11 protein-coding genes and 4 pseudogenes are annotated in these 17,633 nt (G+C 67.4%); 6 read left to right on the top strand and 9 right to left on the bottom strand.

The window, feature by feature from the left end; all coding sequences use genetic code 11:
• Window positions 1–2 precede the first annotated feature (2 nt).
• From BHS09_RS09110 to BHS09_RS09090, 5 genes are all read right to left on the bottom strand, one after another.
• A complete protein-coding gene (locus BHS09_RS09110; RefSeq protein ID WP_140797688.1) occupies window positions 3–1,502 on the bottom strand; it encodes a TolC family protein in 1,500 nt (499 codons plus the stop codon).
• Window positions 1,499–3,610, bottom strand: a complete 2,112-nt coding sequence (locus BHS09_RS09105; RefSeq protein WP_140797687.1) for an ATP-binding cassette domain-containing protein — start codon at window positions 3,608–3,610, stop codon at window positions 1,499–1,501. The genes BHS09_RS09110 and BHS09_RS09105 overlap by 4 nt, the downstream gene beginning before the upstream one ends.
• Window positions 3,607–6,336 carry an ATP-binding cassette domain-containing protein gene (locus BHS09_RS09100; protein ID WP_140797686.1) on the bottom strand — a complete coding sequence of 910 codons (2,730 nt, stop codon included), beginning with the start codon at window positions 6,334–6,336 and terminating at the stop codon, window positions 3,607–3,609. The genes BHS09_RS09105 and BHS09_RS09100 overlap by 4 nt, the downstream gene beginning before the upstream one ends.
• 2 nt (window positions 6,337–6,338) lie before the next feature.
• Window positions 6,339–7,556, bottom strand: a complete 1,218-nt coding sequence (locus BHS09_RS09095) for an HlyD family secretion protein (protein ID WP_140788986.1) — start codon at window positions 7,554–7,556, stop codon at window positions 6,339–6,341.
• Between the two features lie 538 nt (window positions 7,557–8,094).
• The gene (locus BHS09_RS09090) at window positions 8,095–8,313 is read right to left on the bottom strand and encodes an integrase core domain-containing protein (RefSeq protein ID WP_237078487.1); all 219 of its coding nucleotides are present in this window, start codon (window positions 8,311–8,313) and stop codon (window positions 8,095–8,097) included.
• 5 nt (window positions 8,314–8,318) lie between these two features.
• Between BHS09_RS09090 and BHS09_RS40105 the strand changes: the two are divergent.
• Window positions 8,319–8,423: pseudogene (locus BHS09_RS40105) on the top strand (DDE-type integrase/transposase/recombinase); the annotation flags it as partial.
• 203 nt (window positions 8,424–8,626) lie between these two features.
• Here the strand turns inward: BHS09_RS40105 and BHS09_RS09085 are convergent.
• The 3 genes from BHS09_RS09085 to BHS09_RS09075 form a co-directional block, all read right to left on the bottom strand.
• Complete coding sequence (locus BHS09_RS09085; protein ID WP_140797685.1) at window positions 8,627–8,935, bottom strand: hypothetical protein; 309 nt, start codon at window positions 8,933–8,935, stop codon at window positions 8,627–8,629.
• Between the two features lie 397 nt (window positions 8,936–9,332).
• Window positions 9,333–9,860 carry an integrase core domain-containing protein gene (locus BHS09_RS38540; protein WP_140853453.1) on the bottom strand — a complete coding sequence of 176 codons (528 nt, stop codon included), beginning with the start codon at window positions 9,858–9,860 and terminating at the stop codon, window positions 9,333–9,335.
• A 758-nt stretch (window positions 9,861–10,618) separates the two neighbouring features.
• Window positions 10,619–10,846 (bottom strand): hypothetical protein, encoded by a 228-nt coding sequence (locus BHS09_RS09075; protein ID WP_140797683.1) that lies wholly within the window; start codon window positions 10,844–10,846, stop codon window positions 10,619–10,621.
• On the opposite strand from BHS09_RS09075, the pseudogene BHS09_RS09070 reads away from it, so the two are divergent.
• The 5 genes and pseudogenes from BHS09_RS09070 to BHS09_RS09050 form a co-directional block, all read left to right on the top strand.
• Window positions 10,743–11,413 (top strand): annotated as a pseudogene (locus BHS09_RS09070) (IS3 family transposase); the annotation flags it as partial. The gene BHS09_RS09075 and the pseudogene BHS09_RS09070 sit on opposite strands and share 104 nt — an antisense overlap.
• A gap of 180 nt (window positions 11,414–11,593) precedes the next feature.
• Window positions 11,594–11,722: pseudogene (locus BHS09_RS09065) on the top strand (IS5/IS1182 family transposase); the annotation flags it as partial.
• A 164-nt stretch (window positions 11,723–11,886) separates the two neighbouring features.
• Window positions 11,887–13,257 carry a hypothetical protein gene (locus BHS09_RS09060; RefSeq protein ID WP_140797682.1) on the top strand — a complete coding sequence of 457 codons (1,371 nt, stop codon included), beginning with the start codon at window positions 11,887–11,889 and terminating at the stop codon, window positions 13,255–13,257.
• Window positions 13,258–13,511: 254 nt separating this feature from the next.
• Window positions 13,512–15,212 carry a DUF1592 domain-containing protein gene (locus BHS09_RS09055; RefSeq protein WP_237080262.1) on the top strand — a complete coding sequence of 567 codons (1,701 nt, stop codon included), beginning with the start codon at window positions 13,512–13,514 and terminating at the stop codon, window positions 15,210–15,212.
• Window positions 15,209–16,633: a DUF1552 domain-containing protein gene (locus BHS09_RS09050; RefSeq protein WP_140797681.1), complete on the top strand. Its 1,425-nt coding sequence runs from the start codon at window positions 15,209–15,211 to the stop codon at window positions 16,631–16,633. The genes BHS09_RS09055 and BHS09_RS09050 overlap by 4 nt, the downstream gene beginning before the upstream one ends.
• A gap of 321 nt (window positions 16,634–16,954) precedes the next feature.
• Here BHS09_RS09050 and BHS09_RS09045 read toward each other — a convergent pair.
• A pseudogene (locus BHS09_RS09045) lies at window positions 16,955–17,618 on the bottom strand (integrase core domain-containing protein); the annotation flags it as partial.
• Window positions 17,619–17,633: the final 15 nt, after the last annotated feature.

Below are 17,633 nucleotides of genomic sequence, written 5' to 3'. Positions count from 1 at the left end.
TCTCACTCCCGCTTCAGTGTGACGTCGCGCGACCAGGTGCCGCCGAGCGAGCGATAGACCTCGACGCGATGGTTGAGCAGCAGCCGTTGCGCTTGCAGACTTGCGCGCTCGAGCCCGACCAGATTCGTCAGGGCGGTGAGCACCGTCAGATAGTCCGAATGCCCCTGCTCGAAGAGCCGCCTCGCCTCGTCCAGGAGCTGCCGCCCGAGCTGGACCTGCGCACGCAGGCTGCGCAGGCTCGTCGCCTCGTTCTCCTCCCGAACCACGGCATCCTGCACCCGTCCAATCGCGGTGTGCAGCGCGAGCTGGTATTGGATTTCGCGACGCTGGAGCTGGATCGGCAGTCGCATGTACTCGGTGACGCGCCTTCCATCGAACAGGGCCCAGGTCAGGTTCACCCCGACGACGGACTCGGCCAGGGCCGGCTCCGAGAGGCCGACCTTCAAAGCGCCCACGTTGCCCACCAGTTGAATCGTCGGAAGCCAGCTCGCCAGGTTCGCGTTGATGCGGTGCTCGACCTCGGCGACGCGAAGCTCCGCGAGCCGCATCTCGGGCGTGTTCACGTTCAGGTCGCCTGGCGTTCCGAGTTTCGGTGGGGGCGGGAGATCGGGAAGCTGTCGATCGAGTGGAATGACGTCGTCGGCGGGGGTTGGTACCCGGCCCAGCAGCGCCTTCAGCTCCGAATTCAAGAGCGCGTTCCGGGTAGCGATCAGCGGCACCTGCGATTCGAGGTTCACCAGCAACTGCTCCTGCTGCAGCACCACGAGCCGGGGCGTGAGGTGCTGCTCGAACCGCGCTCGAATCAGCAGGAGCAGTTCCTTGTTGTAGTCGATCTGGCGCAGCGTGAGGTCCCGGAGCGCGCGGGCCTCGAGGATGTCGAACCAGATCTGGGTGATCCGCACCGCGAGGTCCTGGACGCGGCCCTCGGTGAGCTGCCGCTGCTGCTCGGCGAAGTTCAATCCCGCGCGCCGCTGCGCACCGAGGGCTCCAAACAGGTCGACCTGGTAGGTCACGCCGAAACCGGCGGTGGCGACGTTGTACTCGGCCCGGGTTGGCGGCGCGGGCGGAAGGTTGGCGTTGGCAACGACATGCCTCAGCCCCGCCGGGTTCAGGATGCCGACCTGGAGCGGGTACCACCAACCTTGCGGCACGTTGGGGTCGAGCTGGTTCTCGTAGATCAGCTCCCGCACTTCGCGCAGGACCAGGTTGTCGCTGAAGCACTCCTGGATGGCCGTGTCGAGAGCCGGATCGGCGAACGCCGACCACCAGACTGAGTCCTGGGTGACGCGCTCGGCTGGCTGCGCGGGCACGCCCTCCTTCGACGGCTGCGGGCTTGGAACCCCGCCCTCGGGTGCGCTGGACGGTGGGGGCGGCTCGGCGCGCAGATCGACGGCGGTCGAGTAGCTGCTCGGCGTCGGAGGCGGTTTGACGACGACGGGACGGATCAGCTCGCAACCGGAGCAGGTCGTCGCGAGGAGGGCGAGCGTAAATCGAAGTCTCATGGGTGGCTGACGACCACGAGGGCTTTCGCGTGGTTGAGAACGCAGCGCTGCGCGACCCGCATGGTCTCGGGATCGAGGGAGGCGAAGCTCTCGTCGAGGATGACCAGCTCGACCCCCTGCAGCAGCGTGCGCGCGATGTAGAGCCGACTCTTCTCGCCGTGCGAGAGTTGCCAGCCGGTCTCGCCGATCATCTCCTCGAGGCCGGCGGGCATCTTGGCGATCAGCTCGTCCAGCCCGAGCTCCTTGCACAGCGCGGCGGCCTTGGTCCGCAGCTCGGGCGAGGTCGGCCACTCGCGCCCGAGCAGGAGATTGTACGCGAAGCTGCCGGACAGGACGTGGTTCTCGTGGAACTGCGGCGCGGCGGTGATGCGCTTGCGCCAGCCCGAGGAGCCGAACGTCGCGCGGTCCAACGCGTGCAGCAGCATCACACCGCCCTGCGGCGTCCTCAGGCCCGTCAACAGCGACACCAGCGTCGACTTGCCACCGCCCGATGGGCCCTCCAGCAGGATGCGGTCGCCCTGCGCGATCTGGAACGAGCAGTTCTCGAGCACCGGCCGGGTGCGCACGTCGTGCCGGAAGGTCACGCCCCGCGCCTCGATGAGGGTTCCGCCGCCGGCGTCGGTGGGCTTGCCTCCCTCCATTTCGAGAGGGACTTTCGATTCGAGCTCGGGGCGGCCCACCGCGAGCAACAAGTCGCGGATCTGCTCGAACGACACCGCCGCCTGGGAGACCTGCTGGAAGTAGACGGCGACCTCGTCGAAGGCTCGCAGCGCGAGCAAGATGCCGCCCACGGACACCGCCAGCGCGCTGGCATTGGCCGTACCGCTGCTGAACGCCGGCAGCAAGGTCAGCAGGGCGAGCACCAACCAGCCGTCGCGCAGGAGCGCGGTCAGCTGCATGGTCCGGCGATCCATGACCTTCGAGATCTCGGAGTAGGAGCTCAAGCGGACGTCTTCGCCATCATGCCAGCGCTCGAGTGGAAGCTGCGCCAGCCGCGTTCGATGGCCGAGCATGCGCTCGAGCAGGTCGTGGGTGATCTCGACGCGCGCGCTCGACCACGCCCGCTGGACGCCGTAGTGGCGGCGCGCGAGGACGAACGCGACCACGACCCACAGGACGAGCACCATCGTTTGGGGCCACCCTCCCGCACCGAGCACGAGGATGACGCCCGCCAGGATCAAGTCGACGAGCGACAACACCGCGAGCAGGGCGCCGCCGACCGCAAGCTGCTCGACGACCTCGGCCTCGGCGACGCGGCCGAAATGGCGGCCGATGCCGTCGAGCCGCACCTCGTCGGGGGTCAGCTTGAGGGTTCCCGCAAGGAGCTGCTGCTTCAGCAGCGTTCCGAGCCGGATCGAGAACACGCCCTGCCACCACACCTCGAGCATGCGTAGCGGAATCGCGCACGCGATCACGGCGATCCACCCCAGGAACCAGCCGGTCTCGAGGTGGGCCTGGAGCGCGGCGCGACCGAGCAACCAGAACGAGCCAGCCAGCACCAGCGAGAGGAGCGTGTGGCTCACGAGGATGCCGGCGACGAGCGAAGGGATGTCGCCGAGCAGCGTCCGCCGGCTCGCGGTGCGCCTGGGGCGCATGATCCAGCCGGTGCGCAGCTGCGCCTGGCCGAGCCGCTGCAGCAGCATCTGTGAGCGGGCGTGCTCGCGCGCACGGGGCGACATCTCCACGCCGCCGAGCAGCTGGTCCACCTCGGCGACAGTGGCTTCCTGCTCTTCGCGCAGGAGCGCGATCGCGCTCTTCGTCGGGACCGAAATCGCCGTGGCATCGCGCGCGAGCAGGCGCAGCTTCCCACGCCGCGTACCCAGCAGCACCAGATAGGACGGGACGCCGTCTCGCCGGACCTGGAGGATGCAGGGCGCGGCGCGTGCAAGGACGTCGGGCAGCTCGTGGTAGAGCGGCGTGATCGGCTCGAGCTCCACGCCGAGTCGATCTCCGAGCGCGAACATCCAGACCCGGCTCGGCTCGACGGCCGCCGCGGGCGGAGCGATTTCGCCCGCGGCCCTGCCATAGCCTTGCCTCTGCGCCAGCTGCTCCAGCGCGTCGGGCAGTCGCTCGACCGGCCACAACAGGTCGGAGTGCGAGCGCGTCATCCCACCAGCTCCAAACCGCCTGCGGCGGGCTCCGCGACCGGCGTCTCCACCGGCTTCGGCGCCGGCCTCTCCACCAGTTGGCCGTCCGAAAGCCACCAATGGCGCCAGCGCCCACCGCCCCAGAGCAGCGTGCGATTCTCCTGGTCGGCGCGAAGGAGCACGGCGTACCGCGACTCTTTGTTCGCGAGCAGCTCCTTCGGCGGCCCGTTCTCGAGGATCCGACCGTTCTCGATCACGAGCACGCGATCGAACTCCTGGGTGTGCTCGACGTCGTGGGTGACACAGAGGAGCGTGATGTCTGCCCAGAGCCGCCGGGACTCGGCGAGGAGCCGCGCGCGCCGGTCGCGATCGAGACCGCGAAAGGGCTCGTCGAGGATGGCCAGGCGCACGCCGGAGCGAAGCATCGCGCGCGCTAGGCGCACGCGCTGACCTTGGCCGCCCGAGACGAGCCCTCCGCCTTCGCCCAACGACGTCTGCAGCCCGTCTGGAAGCGCCTCGAGGATGTCGAGCATCTCGGCGCCCTTGAGCGCCCCCGACAGTGACCAGCCGTGCGCGCCGTCGTTGCCATACCGGAGGTTGTCGATGAGGCTCTGGTTCCAGAGACTGATCGCCGGATCCACCCAGGCCGTGGTGCGCCGCAGCCGCTCGACAGCGGCCTGATCGAGCACCTGCCCGTCGACCTTGAGCTCGCCGCGCGCCGGCCGGAGCCAGCCGAGCAAAAGGCCGACCAGCGTCGACTTGCCTGCTCCGGAGACACCGACCACGGCCACGTGCTCACCGGGGGCGATGTTCAAGGAAACCTTGTCGAGGATGGTGTGACCGCCGCCTTTCACGCGGACCTTCTCCATCACGATCGAAACGCCGCTCGCGGCGTCCGCGGGCACGACAGGCTCCTGCACTGGCGCCTCGGGCCGGGCCGGAGGACCCTTGATGTCGCCGATGACGTCGAGGAGCCGGCGAACCCGGTTCATCGCATTCGGGAACGCGCGGCTCAGCAGCATCAGCCGCTGGCCGAGGATGGGGAACCGCAGCGCCCAATAGACGACCAACAACACCAGCGAAGCCCGATCCGTGCCCGCGAGGTACGAATAGACGAGCAGCATGACGAGGCCGTAGCTCCCCAGCATCAGCCCGCCTTCGAACCCGACCGACAGCGTCTGGAGCCAATAGCGCGCCTTGCTCCAGCTGACGAGCAAGGTCTCCTGCGCGCGGCGCAGCGACCGCTCGGCGCCGTGGATCCGGATCGGCGTGAGCCCGACGAGCGCGTTCAGGGTGAATCCGCTGAGCGCGCCTGCGTGCATCTGCACGCGCAGGTCAGGCTCGAAGAGCAGCTTCTGCGCGACCAGGGGCACGAGCAGCGTGACCGCCGCGAGCGCGAGCACGATGCGCCATGCGTGCGGTGCGGCCCAGATGAGCGCGGCAGTGATGCTCGCGACTTCGAGCGACAGGACCAGGGCCTGCGCGAGCAGGGGCGGCAGCGACCGCATCGCCTGGATGTTGTGCGTGCGAGACGCCATGTCGGAGGCGAGCCGGCTCTGGAAATAGCGGTCCTCCATCTCGGGGAGCTTCTCGAAATACGCCTTCCGCAGCCGCACCTCGAGCCGGCGGCCGATGCCGAGCAATCCCAATGAAATGGGGATTTGGATGAGCATGAAGCAGAGCGCGACGCCCGCGAGAACGGCCATGCCCGTCGCACGCTGCGCGAACGTGCCGAGGTCGCGCCCCAGGTCGAGCACGCCACGGAGCATCAGCGCTTGCAGGATCCGCCCGAAGGTGGCGAACACCAGTCCCACCGCAATCAGGCCTGGAACGACCCACGAATCTTCGCCTCGCAGGCGGAGCAGCGTTCGCGCCGGACTCACCTGCTTGGCGATGAGCTCCGTCGCCAGGTCGCTCGCGAGCACGGCTCTCGGCGCGTCTTCGCCTTCGCGCGGAGCCTCGCGCCAACCGCGAACCCGCATCAGCACCGCGCCGGTCATCGACAGCTCGCCCTCCACCTCGGGGTTGGGGCGAACGGACCAATAGGCAGCGGGAATGGGCACTTCGCCGGCATCGTCCTTCGCAATCATGGATTGCAGCAGACCCGCCGCCGTCCGGCCTCGCCGGACGGCGCCCGCGCGGATCATCGCTTCGGACGCCCGGCACGCGGCGTCGAGCCTGGCGATCGACAGATACCCGGGGTCCTCGAGCGCCCGGGCAACCAGCGCCCGCGCCTGCGTCGCACCCAGGTTCAGCAGGCGGCGCTCGAACGTCGCGACCGCCTCCTCGGACCCGGCCCATTCGCGCCAGCCGGTCGCCGGAACGGACGTGGTGTGCTGGTACAGGTGGCTCAGCAGCGTCGAAATCCGGGTCCAGTGACGGCCCGCCGCCGGGTCCATGACCTGGATGAACGGGCCGACGCGATTCCACAGCACCACGAAGTGCGGCCGTCCTCCCGCGCTGAGCGTGACGATGATGGCGGGAAGCGCCTTGGCTTCGGGGACCACCACGTGATCGAGCGGAAGCATCACCTGCTCGGCGTCGAGCCCGAGCTGGTTCGCGACTTCATCCAAGGTGACGATCGAGGTGCCATCGACGTCCGTCTGACACACTTCGCGAAGGACGCGATAGTTGAGCTCGGCGCCCATCCCCCCGAACAGGCTCTTGAGTGAAGCGGGGCCGCAATCCGTCGCCGAGATCTGGATCACCTCGGGAATGATTGAGCGCCGGCGCCTGGGAGGAGTCATGGTCAGCGGGCCTCGGCTTCGGGCCGGAACACGTTCGTGGGCCGTTCTTCAGGCTGCGGATTCCATTCGCCGACCGCCCGCATCAGCAGCGCGACAGGCGACGCCCGCGCGACCTCGACCTCCACCGACAGGGTCATGCCGTGGCGCAGCTGGATGCGCGGATCGTCCGGCGGTGCGAACTTGAGCTCGACGCGCACCGTACCGGGGATGGCCTCGGGCGTGGCGGTCTGGCCGGGCTCGGTCCCGACGGCCGTCACCCGGGCGGGGACCGTCCCGTAGATGGTCATCGGGTAGCCGTCGAGCTTGAGTCGCGCCGTTTGACCGGGCTGGATCAATCCGACGACCTCCTTCGGGAAACGGGCGCGCACCCGCACCTCGGCATTGCTCGCGACGATGGTGCCGACCCGCTGCCCGTCGGCGATGAACGCTCCCGAGCCGAGTTCCGCCACGTCGACCAGGTGGCCCGTGGCCGGCGCCCGATACAGCTTCCGCTCGATCTGGTACTCAAGGCGGTCGATGGTCCCCTGGAGCTCCCGGATCCGCCCCTCGGCGCCCAGCGCCTCGCGCTCGAGTTCCAGCAACTGCGCGGCGAGGGCTTGACGGCGCACGTTCTGCTCGCGCCGCAGTCGGATGAGCGCCAGGCCCTGCGCCGTCTGCGCGAAGCGGAGCGCGTCGACATCGGTCGTGCGCTCGAGCTTCTCCATCTCCGAGACCGCGCCCACCGGGCTCTTGAAAGCCAGCTCCGCGCGTTCCACCGCGAGCCGGTGCCTGGGCGCGAGCTCCTGTTCCCTCCCCAGCGCCTCCTTGACTGCGACCTCGTCCACCCGTGCCGTCAAAGCCGCCTCTTCGTGCTTGTTGGTGATCTGCTGGCGGATGATGGCGAGCTCCTTCTCGGTCGCGGCGAGCGTCGCCTTGCTCCGCTCGAGCTCGAGGCGCTCGGCCCGTGCGTCGAACTCGATGAGAAGGTCGCCTTCCTTGACCTCCTGGTCGAGTTTGAGCAGCGAGAGCACGACCCTGCCCGCGCTGGGCGGCTCGATGCGATGGACGGCGTTGTGTGGCTCGATCCGGGCCTGTGAGCTGGCCTTGACGAGCGGGACCTTGGCGAACAGCGACCATGCGATGAGCCCGCCGGCACACAACACCATCAGAGCGACGAACACGAGGCGCGTGTCCGACTCGTAGTTCAGGGAACGAAGGGTCCGCTCGAAGGGATATGCCATGGTCCGCTAACCAAAGTCGCCTTAATGGTCTTGCCCTGTCAACACCTCGGCCACTGCTTTGTGATTCACGCTCCCATTGCCTGAATACGAGCACCTCGATGCGACGCGGGACTTCGTCCGCATCGCCGCAATGCGCCACACATTGATTTTTGGTTCAATTTGACATCCAACTTCGAGTTCACTTAGCGTTTAACTCGAAAGGAGGCACGACATGAAGATCAAGATCCACGTTCGCGGCGGCCCGAAGGCGCGTTAGTAGTCAGGCGTTTTGATGCCAGCTGTTAAGGCTGGTCGTTCCTCGTTTCCGATCACCAGAGGGGGGTTGATGAGGATTTTCCATCAGCCCCTCCTCTTATTTCTGGTTCTGGCAACGTCTTGATCTTGCAGGTGCTCGTTCCTGCCAGGTTGCTCCAGAACCTCTCATGCGCTTGAACCGAATATGCGCTGCATGCGGGCGGCCCCCTCCCCTCCTGCGAAGGTAGGCAGGATGGCGCGGCAGCGACAGGTCTCTGAGGCCGTTGCTGGAGGGGCCGAGATTCTATGCCGCTCGGCGCTCGTACCGGTGGTGGAGCCCGAAGACTTCCCGCAACTCTATCACCTTGGCTCCGCGCTCCGGGCCCTGCACCTCACGCCTCTCGGGCGTATCCTTGCCGAGCGACAGGTGCGTCCGGCTCGCGTTGTAGTAGCGCTGGTACTCGCGAAGCAGGCGCCGAGCGTGGGCTTCGTTCAGGACGACGACATGGTCCAGCGACTTCAATCGATTGGGTGACGGACATCACGTACGTGCCCACGCGCGAGGGCTGATTGTACCTGGCTGCCGTGCTGGACCTCTTCAGTCGGCGCGTCATCGGCTGGGCCATGCCCCCTGCATCGACCGACACCTGGTGTTCTCGGCCCTCGACATGGCGCTGAAGGGTCACGGTCCCCCTGTTGTCCCTACCCAAACTTCGACCTCTGCGTCCTGGGTGCGTCGAGGCACGTTTGGAAGCGCGTCAATGCGAGTGAGCGAGGCGCGCGGCTGTCGAACTCCTGTAACGGTAAGTTGTCGCATCGGCTGACGTGCCGAGCAGCTACTCCAACTTGACCTCGACACCACCCCCGAGGCGCAATGCGAGGTTCGCGAGGATTCCACTGACGATGCCAACAGCAAACCCGGCGATGCCGTACAAGATGCAGGCTCCCGCCACCAGCAGAAGCATACCTCCCATGTCAAACTCACCGAGGTGCATGCTCTTGCCGAGAATGGAATTGGCGCCACGCGGTCCGAGCAGAAGCATCGCCGTGCTCGTCAGCGCCCCCAGGACGACGCCGACCAACGCATAGAAGGTACCCAAGCACTTGCCGAGCGAGATGATGCCGACGCCGCGAATTACCGTCATTCCCAATCCTCCCCTCCGCCACAAACGGGCGGGCCTTTCACCGATTCATCCCTCTAAGCTATGGACTGAGCGGGCGAAAATCGGAGGCTGCGCCTACTACCCATAATTCAGTCACTGCGTCATGAGGGCATCAAGGTCACCTGTGCCTACCCAAAATTCGGTCGCTGCGTCATGAGTGCGCTAAAGCTGCGTCAAAACGCGCGTCATGATGTGAGCGATGCGCATGACGAGCCGCTGGGTCTTCTCTTCCATTTGATAGAGGTCGGACTTACGCCCGGCGCAAACGCCTCAACACCTCTCTGCCCGCGTGTGGACACTCCCCTCCCGTCCTGCGAACGCAGGTCGGCTGATACAGCACGCGCGGATCTTCGAGGGTGTTGTTGGAAGGACCGAGACGCTACGCAGCGCGGCGCTCGTACCGGTGGTGGAGCCCGAAGACTTCCCTTAGCTCTATCACCTTGGCTCCGTGCTCCGGACCCTGCACCTCACGCGTCTCGGGCGCATCTTTCCCGAGCGACAGGTGCGTCCGGCTCGCGTTGTAGTAGCGCTGGTAGTCGCGCAGCAGGCGCCGAGCGTGAGTTTCGTTCAGGACGACGACATCGTCCAGCAGCTCCCTACGTATCGAGCCGATGACTTTCTCCGCATAGGGATTCTGCCACGGACACCGTGCTGCACTCGGCACCTCGCGAATCCCCAAATGGGTAAGCGTGGCGCGAACGCCCTCAGAGTAGAGCTTGTCCCTATCTCGGTGCAAGTACCTCGGAGCACTGGCCCAGGGAAAAGCCTCTCGCAACTGCTGCTTCGTCCATTCTTCCGTCGGGTGCGCGGTCACATTGATGTGGAGGATTCGCCTGTCCCGGTGACTCACAACCACAAATCCCAACAGCACTCCAAACGTCGCAGTCGGAATGACAAGGAAGTCCATCCCTGCGGACTCCGCCAGATGCAAGCGCAATAAATTCCGCCATGTTGGTGACGGTTTCGGCGCTCCCCTTCCCGGTCTGGGCATGTACCGAGCGACCGTTGTCTGGCCTACCTCCATCCCCAGCTTCAGCAACTCTCCATGAATGCGTGGGGCACCCCATGTCGGGTTGGCTTCGGCCATGCGCCGAATCAACACGCGCAATTTCGGAGTTACCCGAGGTCGCCCTGCCCGACTCCGGGACTTCCAGCGCCAGAAGAGCCGAAAGCCCATCCGATGCCACTTCACCACAGTCGTCGGCTGAACCAGGCACAGTGGCCTCCGCCAACCCTGCCAGAGGCGTTGGAGAACGACCCAGAAGATGCGGTCGCCTCGGGCAAGCCTCGGGGATGGGCGCTTCTCACGGAAGACTGCGAGTTGCTGGCGAAGAGCTAGGTTCTCCAGCGCCAGCTCCGAACGGCTCCGCAGGGCCGAGCGCAGCGTCTCGACTATCGCTTTCACGAAGACCCGCATCTTGCCATTCTTGCCGACCGTAGCTGGCAGGCCAGAATTCGGCCACGCCCTGTCACGCGCCGCTTGGCGCAACATAGACAGCCCCGCACGCTCACCCACTTCCAGCCCTTCTGTCCCCCATGCATTGGGGTCCCTGAACTCATGGGGGCCCATTCGAAGGACCGTGCATGAAATGACGCGTTCGCTAACGCACGCGTGGCACTGGACCCGAATTTCCGGTAGCCACAGGTCTGAAATCATCCTCAGGCTCATGGCCACGCCAGCTCGATGTGGAGCAGCGGGTCCGTGGGCATCTTTACCTTCGTGGTTCGCGCTGTGCGGAAGGCCTCGCCCAACACTCCGATGTCCGGGGCCGCGCGCGCCTGGCCGTCCAGCCAGCTGAAGGCCCAGGGGCAGACGGTAGGCCGCCACCGCGTGGCCCGGCTGATGCGTCGGGAGGGACTGCGCGCTCGCAGACGCAGGAAATTCGTGCGCACCACGGACTCCAAGCATGGCCTGCCGGTGGCCCCCAACGTCCTGGCCCGCGACTTCAATCCGCCCGCGCCCGACCGAGCCTGGGCGACAGACATCACGTACGTGCCCACGCGGGAAGGCTGGCTGTACCTCGCGGTGGTGCAGGACCTCTTCAGCCGGCGCGTCATCGGCTGGGCCATGGACCACTGCATCGACAGACACCTGGCGCTCTCGGCCCTCGACATGGCGCTCAAGGGACGCCGTCCTCCCGCAGGACTCGTGCCCCACTCGGACCGCGGCAGCCAATACGCCTGTGCGGACTACCAGCGAGCGCTGACTGCCCGCGGCATCCGGTGCAACATGAGCCGCAAGGGCAACTGCTGGGACGATGCCGTGGTGGAGAGCTTCTTCTCCACGTTGAAGACGGAGCTGGTGCACGAGAGGACTTCCTTACGCGTGAGTCCGCGAAGGCTGCCTTGTTCGAGTTCATCGAGGTGTTCTACAACCGCCAGCGGCGGCACTCCGCGCTTGGCTACGTCAGCCCTGTCGAGTTCGAGAAGACCGCCTCACAGGTGCCGCTGGCTGCTTAACCCACCTGTCCACAAAACCCGGGCAAGCGCATCCTCACGTCAGCACCTCTGGGTGGACAGAGGCTATGACTACGACGAGGTACGGCGGCTGGCGAAAGAGTTCTGCTTCACGCTTCACGTACCTCGACGAGGTAAAGGAGTGCGCACCAAGACGAGCCACGCTCGACAGAAGGCGCGACGGTGGAGCGCGGGCACTCCTGGCTGAATCGCTTCCGACGACTGCTGGTGCGATGGGAGAAGCGCGAAGACACCTATCTGGGAATGCTGCACCTCGCGGTGGGCATCATCACCTGGTTCCACGCGCTCCTACCGAGATCAGCGATAAGCTCCGGGATGTTGGCCCCTCAATTGCTTTGGGCTGAGGCAGCCCCCCGTCTCGTCACTGGAAGCCGAGCACCCATGCGTTCCCGCCCCTTCGTCTCTGTCCTCCCGGCCGCTTCCACCTCGTCTGTCCGCTCCAAGGAGGTGGCCCTGTGAGCCGCATCGCGGGATGGGTGTTGCTGGTGCTGGCGATGGTCGTGTCGTACCGCCCGGCCGAGGCCGCGCAGGCGAAGAAGACGCAGGCGCAGAAGACCCAGGTGGCGGTGCTGCGCCCGGAGGGCCGCCAGGCGGATGCGCTGCGCAGGGTGCTGACGCAGGAGCTGGGCAAGAAGGGACGCGGGCGAGAGGTGCTGCCCGCGAAGAAGGTGGATGCCCAAGTGAGGCGCATCCGCGGCGGTCCGAAGACGGATGAGCAGCGGCAGTCGCTGGCGAAGAAGCTCGGCGCGGACGTGCTGATCCTCGCCTCGGTGAAGGGGACGAAGCGCTGGGACGTGGAGGTCCGCGCCTACTCCGGCAAGGACGGCACCCTCCTCGCGGAGGAGCGCTGGGACGTCCGCACCCACCGCGCCTTCCCCGACGTGCGGCGCGAGCTCGAGCCCAAGCTGGGCGCGGCCCTGAAGGCGGGCCCGGAGCAGAGCCTCCCGCCTGCCGCCGTCATGCCTCCGACTCCTGTCTCCGAGCCGGAGGTCACGCCCCCGGCCCCCATCGCGGAGGCACCGCGCCCGGCGGTGGTGAAGCCGCCTCCGCCCACCGTGAAGAAGGAGGAGCCGCCGGTGAAGCCCGAGCCGAAGGCAGCCGGCCTTCGCAACCTGGACGGCCCCATCCTGGAGGCGCTGCTGTCCGGACAGGGGCTGTTCCGCCGCTTCAACTTCTCGGGCAACAACGCCAACGAGCTGCCCGACTACAGCCTCAACAGCGCCGCGGCGGCGAGCCTCGCGGTGAGCTACTTCCCGCTCTCCCACTTCACGGATGGGATGGTCCACAACCTGGGTATCGTGGCGCGGGGCTCACGCGCCCTCGGGCTGTCCACGCGGCTCCCGGATGGCTCCAAGTACGGCACCACCGCGCAGCTCCTGGAGGGAGGCCTGCGCTTCCGCCTGCCGCTGCGGTGGCTGGAGGTCTCGGTGGGCGCGCTGTACGGCACCCACTCCTTCGCGGTGGAACGCCCGCCGGAGAGCACCTTCGCCCTGCCCGACGTGGACTACCGCTTCGCGCACGTGGAGCTGGGCCTGCGCAAGGCGCTCACCGAGCGATGGGCCATCGCCGCGCGCGTGGGCTACCAGCACGTGCTGAGCGGCGGCGAGCTGTCCTCGGACGACTACATCCCGGAGCTGAGCGGCTCCGGACTCGATGGCGAGCTCGCCGTGGAGTTCGCCCTGACGCGCATGCTGGGTCTGCGGCTGGGCGGAGAGATGCGGAGCTACTCCTTCACCACCGACGCCGCGGAGGGAGCCCCGGTCTTCGCCGGCGGCGCCAAGGACCTGTACTTCAGCGGTCAGCTCGGCGTGTATCTGAGGCTGTAGCACCGGCGCATTGAGGGGGTCTGTCCCCCACGCATGTGGCGCCTCCTCCACACTTTCCGCGAGGCCCGCACGAAAAGTCGGGTCTGATGAACCACGTATGCACGCGTGACACGAGTTTTTCAGTATCCGTGTCATCGGGCCATGTGACCGACGCGCGTGCGAGTCGCGGCTACATTGACAGGAACGCGTCATCCATCTGATTGGTATGTCTCCCAATGATGGAGGCGCTCGTGCCGAGGATGCGGTCACAACGGTTGTCACGAGAGCCAGCGGAGCGGGGACGGTGGTGGCGCCCGGTGGTGCTCGGGCTGGTCTTGAGCGGGGCTGCTGGCTGCGAAGGAACGATCTCCAACCCGGAGGGCCCCGGTGGAGGGCCCGGCCCCGGTACGCCCCCGCCCACCGTCATCGAGAAGCCAGCCCCGTCCGTGCGGATGGCGCGCCTGACGCACGTGCAGTGGACCCACAGCGTGCAGGAGCTGCTCAGGCTGGACGCACCGCCCACCACGCTGGCGGGCACCTTCCGCGCGGACCCCGCCCAGAGCGGCTTCCTCTTTGACAACGATGCGCGCGCCCTCTCCGTCGACGAGGCCCTCTGGGGCGCCTACCAGCGCGCCGCCGCGGAGCTCGCCAGCCAGGTGACGACGGACGCGACGAAGCTCGCGCGCCTGCTGCCTCCGTCGGCCGCCACCGGCGAGGAGCGCGCCCGCGCCTTCGTGGAGTCCTTCGGCCTGCGCGCGCACCGGCGCCCGCTGACGTCCGAAGAGGTGGAGAGCTACCTCGGGCTGTACCGCAAGGGGCCCCAGGCCTACGCGGACATGTCGGCCTTCGAGGGTGGCATCCGGCTGGTGATCGAAGCCTTCCTCCAGTCGCCCCACTTCCTCTACCGCGTGGAGCGCAGCACGGAGGCCGTGCAGGACCGGGTGCCGCTCGACGACTACGAAGTGGCTTCGCGGCTGAGCTACGGCCTCTGGAGCGCCATGCCGGACGACGCCCTGTTCGCCGCCGCGAGCGAGGGCACCCTGCACTCCCGCGAGGGCGTAGCCACACAGGCACGGCGCATGCTCCAGGACGCGCGCTCGAACAAGGTGGTGGAGGCCTTCCACCGCACCCTCTTCGACGTGCCCCGCTATGCCGCCATCCGGCCCTCCCTCACGCGCTACCCGCAGGTGTCCGAGCGCCTCGGGGAGTACGCGGCCCGGGAGACGACCCTTTTCGTCCAGGACGTCGTCTTCTCCCGCAAGGGCGGCTACCGCGACCTGCTCACCTCGCCGGCCACCTTCGTCAACGACGAGCTGGCGCGCGTCTACGGGCTGAGTGGCACATTCACCGCCGACTTCGTCCCCGTGACGCTGGACTCGCGCGAGCGCAAGGGCGTGCTCACCCAGGTGGGCTTCCTGGCCTCGCACGCGACGTCGGTGGACCCGGACCCCATCCACCGCGGCGTCTTCGTGTCCGAGCGCATCATCTGCCGGAAGATTGGCGCGCCGCCGGCCAACATCCCACCGCTCCCCGCCCCCCAGGGCCGCACCAATCGCGAGGTCGTCGCCTCGCACACCGAAGTGGCAGGGACTGCGTGCGCCAGCTGCCACTCGAACCTCATCAACCCGCTCGGCTTCCCCTTCGAGAACTTCGACGCCATCGGCGGCTACCGCACCACGGACAACGGACATCCGGTGGACGCCAGCGCGTCTCCCAACATCAACGGAGAGACGGTGCCGGTGCGCGACGCGCTCGACCTGGCGGACGCACTCGCGGCCAATGAGGCGGTGCATGCGTGCTACGCGCGGCACTGGGTGCAGTACCTCCACGGGCGCCCGTTCGCCAACGAGGATGTGCCGCTGGTGGAGCGGCTCGGAAAGCTGTCGAAGGCGGGCAACCTGTCCATCGTCGACCTCGTCGTGGAGGTCGTCACCAGCGAGGGCTTCGTGAATCGCCACCCGGAGGAGCTGCCATGAAGCTGAGTCGCCGGATGGTGTTGAAGGGCCTGGGCGGGACGATGCTGAGCCTGCCGTTTCTCGAGGGGCTGATGCCGAGGACCGCCCGCGCGGCGGACTCGGGGGCGCTGCCGTACGCCATCTTCTTCCGGCAGGCCAACGGCGTCGCCTCGGCCCAGACGACGTCGGAGCTCGGCGCGGAGCCGGAGCGCTTCTGGCCGCGCGCCCTGGGTGCGCTCACCGCGGAGAGCATCGCCGGGCGGGCCGTGGGCGTGCTCAATGACCACCGCGCGCACCTGCTGCTGGTGCGCAACGTCAACATGAGGGACTACAACTACGGGGACGGCCACGCCCGCGGCGCCATGCAGGGGCTGACCGCGCGGGGCCCCGTGGTGGAGGGCGCGGGCGGCGGCTCCGAGTCCGGAGGCGAGTCCATCGACCACCGCATCGGCCGCGAGCTCAATCCGCAGCAGCGTGACTCGCTCGTCTTCTACGCGGGCCGGCGTGGCGGCTGGCTCGGGGGGCCCTGCCTCTCCTACCGGAGCAGCAACGTGCGCCGGGCCGCGCTGCATGACCCGTGGAATGCGTACCAGACGATGATTGGCGGCCCGGGAGGACTGACTCCCGAGGCTCGCGAGCAGCTCCTCGTCCGGCAGCGCAGCGTGAACGACCTGGTGAAGGCCCAGCTCCAGGCGCTCCAGCAGCGTCCCGAGCTGAGCGCGTCCGACCATGAGCGCTTGGACCTGCACCTGTCCAACGTCCGGGACCTGGAGGTCGCCCTGAGCTGCCGCATGCGCGCGGACCAGGAGCTCATCCTCCAGCAGCAGGCGCCCGGCTATGACAGCACGGACGGCACCGAGGTGCTCGCTACCGCCAGGCTGCACATGGACATCGCCGTGATGGCGATGGCGTGCGGCACCAACCGCGCGGCCGTCATCCAGGTGGGCAACGGCAACGACGGCGACACGCGCTACCGCAACCCGGACACGGGGCAGTTGATGGAGAACTTCCATTACGTGTCCCACCGTCGCTCGTCGCACGACTCCAGCGGCGGCATCATCACCGGTTCGGACCTGCTGCACCACCACGTGGACGTGCAGTTCGCGAGCGCCTTCAAGCACCTCCTGGACCGGCTGGTGGCCTACCAGATGCCGGACGGAAAGCGACTCATCGAGCACGGCGTGGCTGTCTGGTACAACGACCTGGGCAACGGGCCGGCTCACTCGGCGCGCAATGTGCCCTTCGTCCTGGCGGGGAGCTGCAATGGCTTCCTCAAGCAGGGCGTCTACGTCGAGGCGTCGGGCGGCGGCAATCCCAACCACAACCGGATGCTGAACACGATTGGCACCGCCGTGGGGCTGAGGAACGCGGCCGGCGGGAACCTGGACGACTTCGGCGACCCGGCGCTGACCAAGGGCGTGCTCTCCGAGCTCATCGCCTGAGTGGACGATTGCGACCTGCTCCAGTGTTCGGCGCTGGAGCAGGTCGTTCAGGCAGCGTGACCACGCTGTCCGTGGAGCTGGGGCAAGCGCACCGGGATAGAGCACGGCGAAGCGTTACGAATCTTCGCATCTCAGTCATTCTTGCCCCTCCTGTGCCTGCCCAGAATTCGATCGCTGCGTCATGAGCGGATCAAGGCGAGTGAGCGTGGTGAGCACGAGGTCGGCGAGTTCCCGTAGCGACGAACCGGGGTCGGAATAACCGAGGCACCATCCACTCGAAGGCGACCGCATGTGATCTGCCCCCGTTCTTCGAACCACGCGTTACGAGAGTCCTGCGGCGCTGCTGATACCGTGCTCGGGGGATGATGCGGCGGGGTCGGCATGGGCACGGCGAGCGCCGACCTCCGCGGCTGTCTTGTAACCCAGACTGCTGTGCGGACGCTTCTCGTTGTAGTCGTACCGCCACGCCTCAATGAGGACGACGGCCTCCCTCCTGCTGGCAAACCACTCCGCGGACAGGCACTCGTCGCGAAAGCGGCCGTTGAAGCTCTCGTTGGTACCGTTCTGCCAGGGCTTGCCCGGGTCGCTGTAGGCAGTCTGGATGCCGCTGACCTCCAGCCCCCCTCGCAGGGCCTTGGCGATGAACTCCGGGCCGTTGTCGCTTCTGAGGTACTTCGGCGGACTTGACGCCCTCGGGCTTCGGCTGCCGCGGCCGTCCGAGCCGAAGGCGCTTTCTCGGACTCCTTCGAGTGAGAGCCAGCCCCTCCTTCCTCCAGAGCCGATGCACCCGCTTCACGTTGACCATAGGCCCTTCGCGCCGCAGCAGCGCCCAGGCCCGCCGGTAGCCGAACCGGGGACGTGCCCGAGCGATACCTCGCAGCTTCTCCACCAGCGCCGCGTCCTGCGCCTCCTTGCGACGGACGTAGCCCAGACTGCTGCGGGCCACCTGTAACAGCGCGCACGCCCGGCGCTGCGACACGCCTCGTGACCTGCCTGGATT

This window comes from Myxococcus xanthus, assembly GCF_006402735.1.
Lineage (GTDB): Bacteria > Myxococcota > Myxococcia > Myxococcales > Myxococcaceae > Myxococcus > Myxococcus xanthus_A.
This window is presented reverse-complemented; position numbering and strand designations above follow the sequence as displayed.

Bases quoted from the DNA above. Each gene is read 5' to 3' on its own strand.
- BHS09_RS09110 (WP_140797688.1), bottom strand. From the start codon at position 1,502: ATGAGACTTCGATTTACGCTCGCCCTCCTCGCGACGACCTGCTCCGGT.
- BHS09_RS09105 (WP_140797687.1), bottom strand. From the start codon at position 3,610: ATGACGCGCTCGCACTCCGACCTGTTGTGGCCGGTCGAGCGACTGCCC.
- BHS09_RS09100 (WP_140797686.1), bottom strand. From the start codon at position 6,336: ATGACTCCTCCCAGGCGCCGGCGCTCAATCATTCCCGAGGTGATCCAG.
- BHS09_RS09095 (WP_140788986.1), bottom strand. From the start codon at position 7,556: ATGGCATATCCCTTCGAGCGGACCCTTCGTTCCCTGAACTACGAGTCG.
- BHS09_RS09085 (WP_140797685.1), bottom strand. From the start codon at position 8,935: ATGACGGTAATTCGCGGCGTCGGCATCATCTCGCTCGGCAAGTGCTTG.
- BHS09_RS38540 (WP_140853453.1), bottom strand. From the start codon at position 9,860: ATGGACTTCCTTGTCATTCCGACTGCGACGTTTGGAGTGCTGTTGGGA.
- BHS09_RS09050 (WP_140797681.1), top strand. From the start codon at position 15,209: ATGAAGCTGAGTCGCCGGATGGTGTTGAAGGGCCTGGGCGGGACGATG.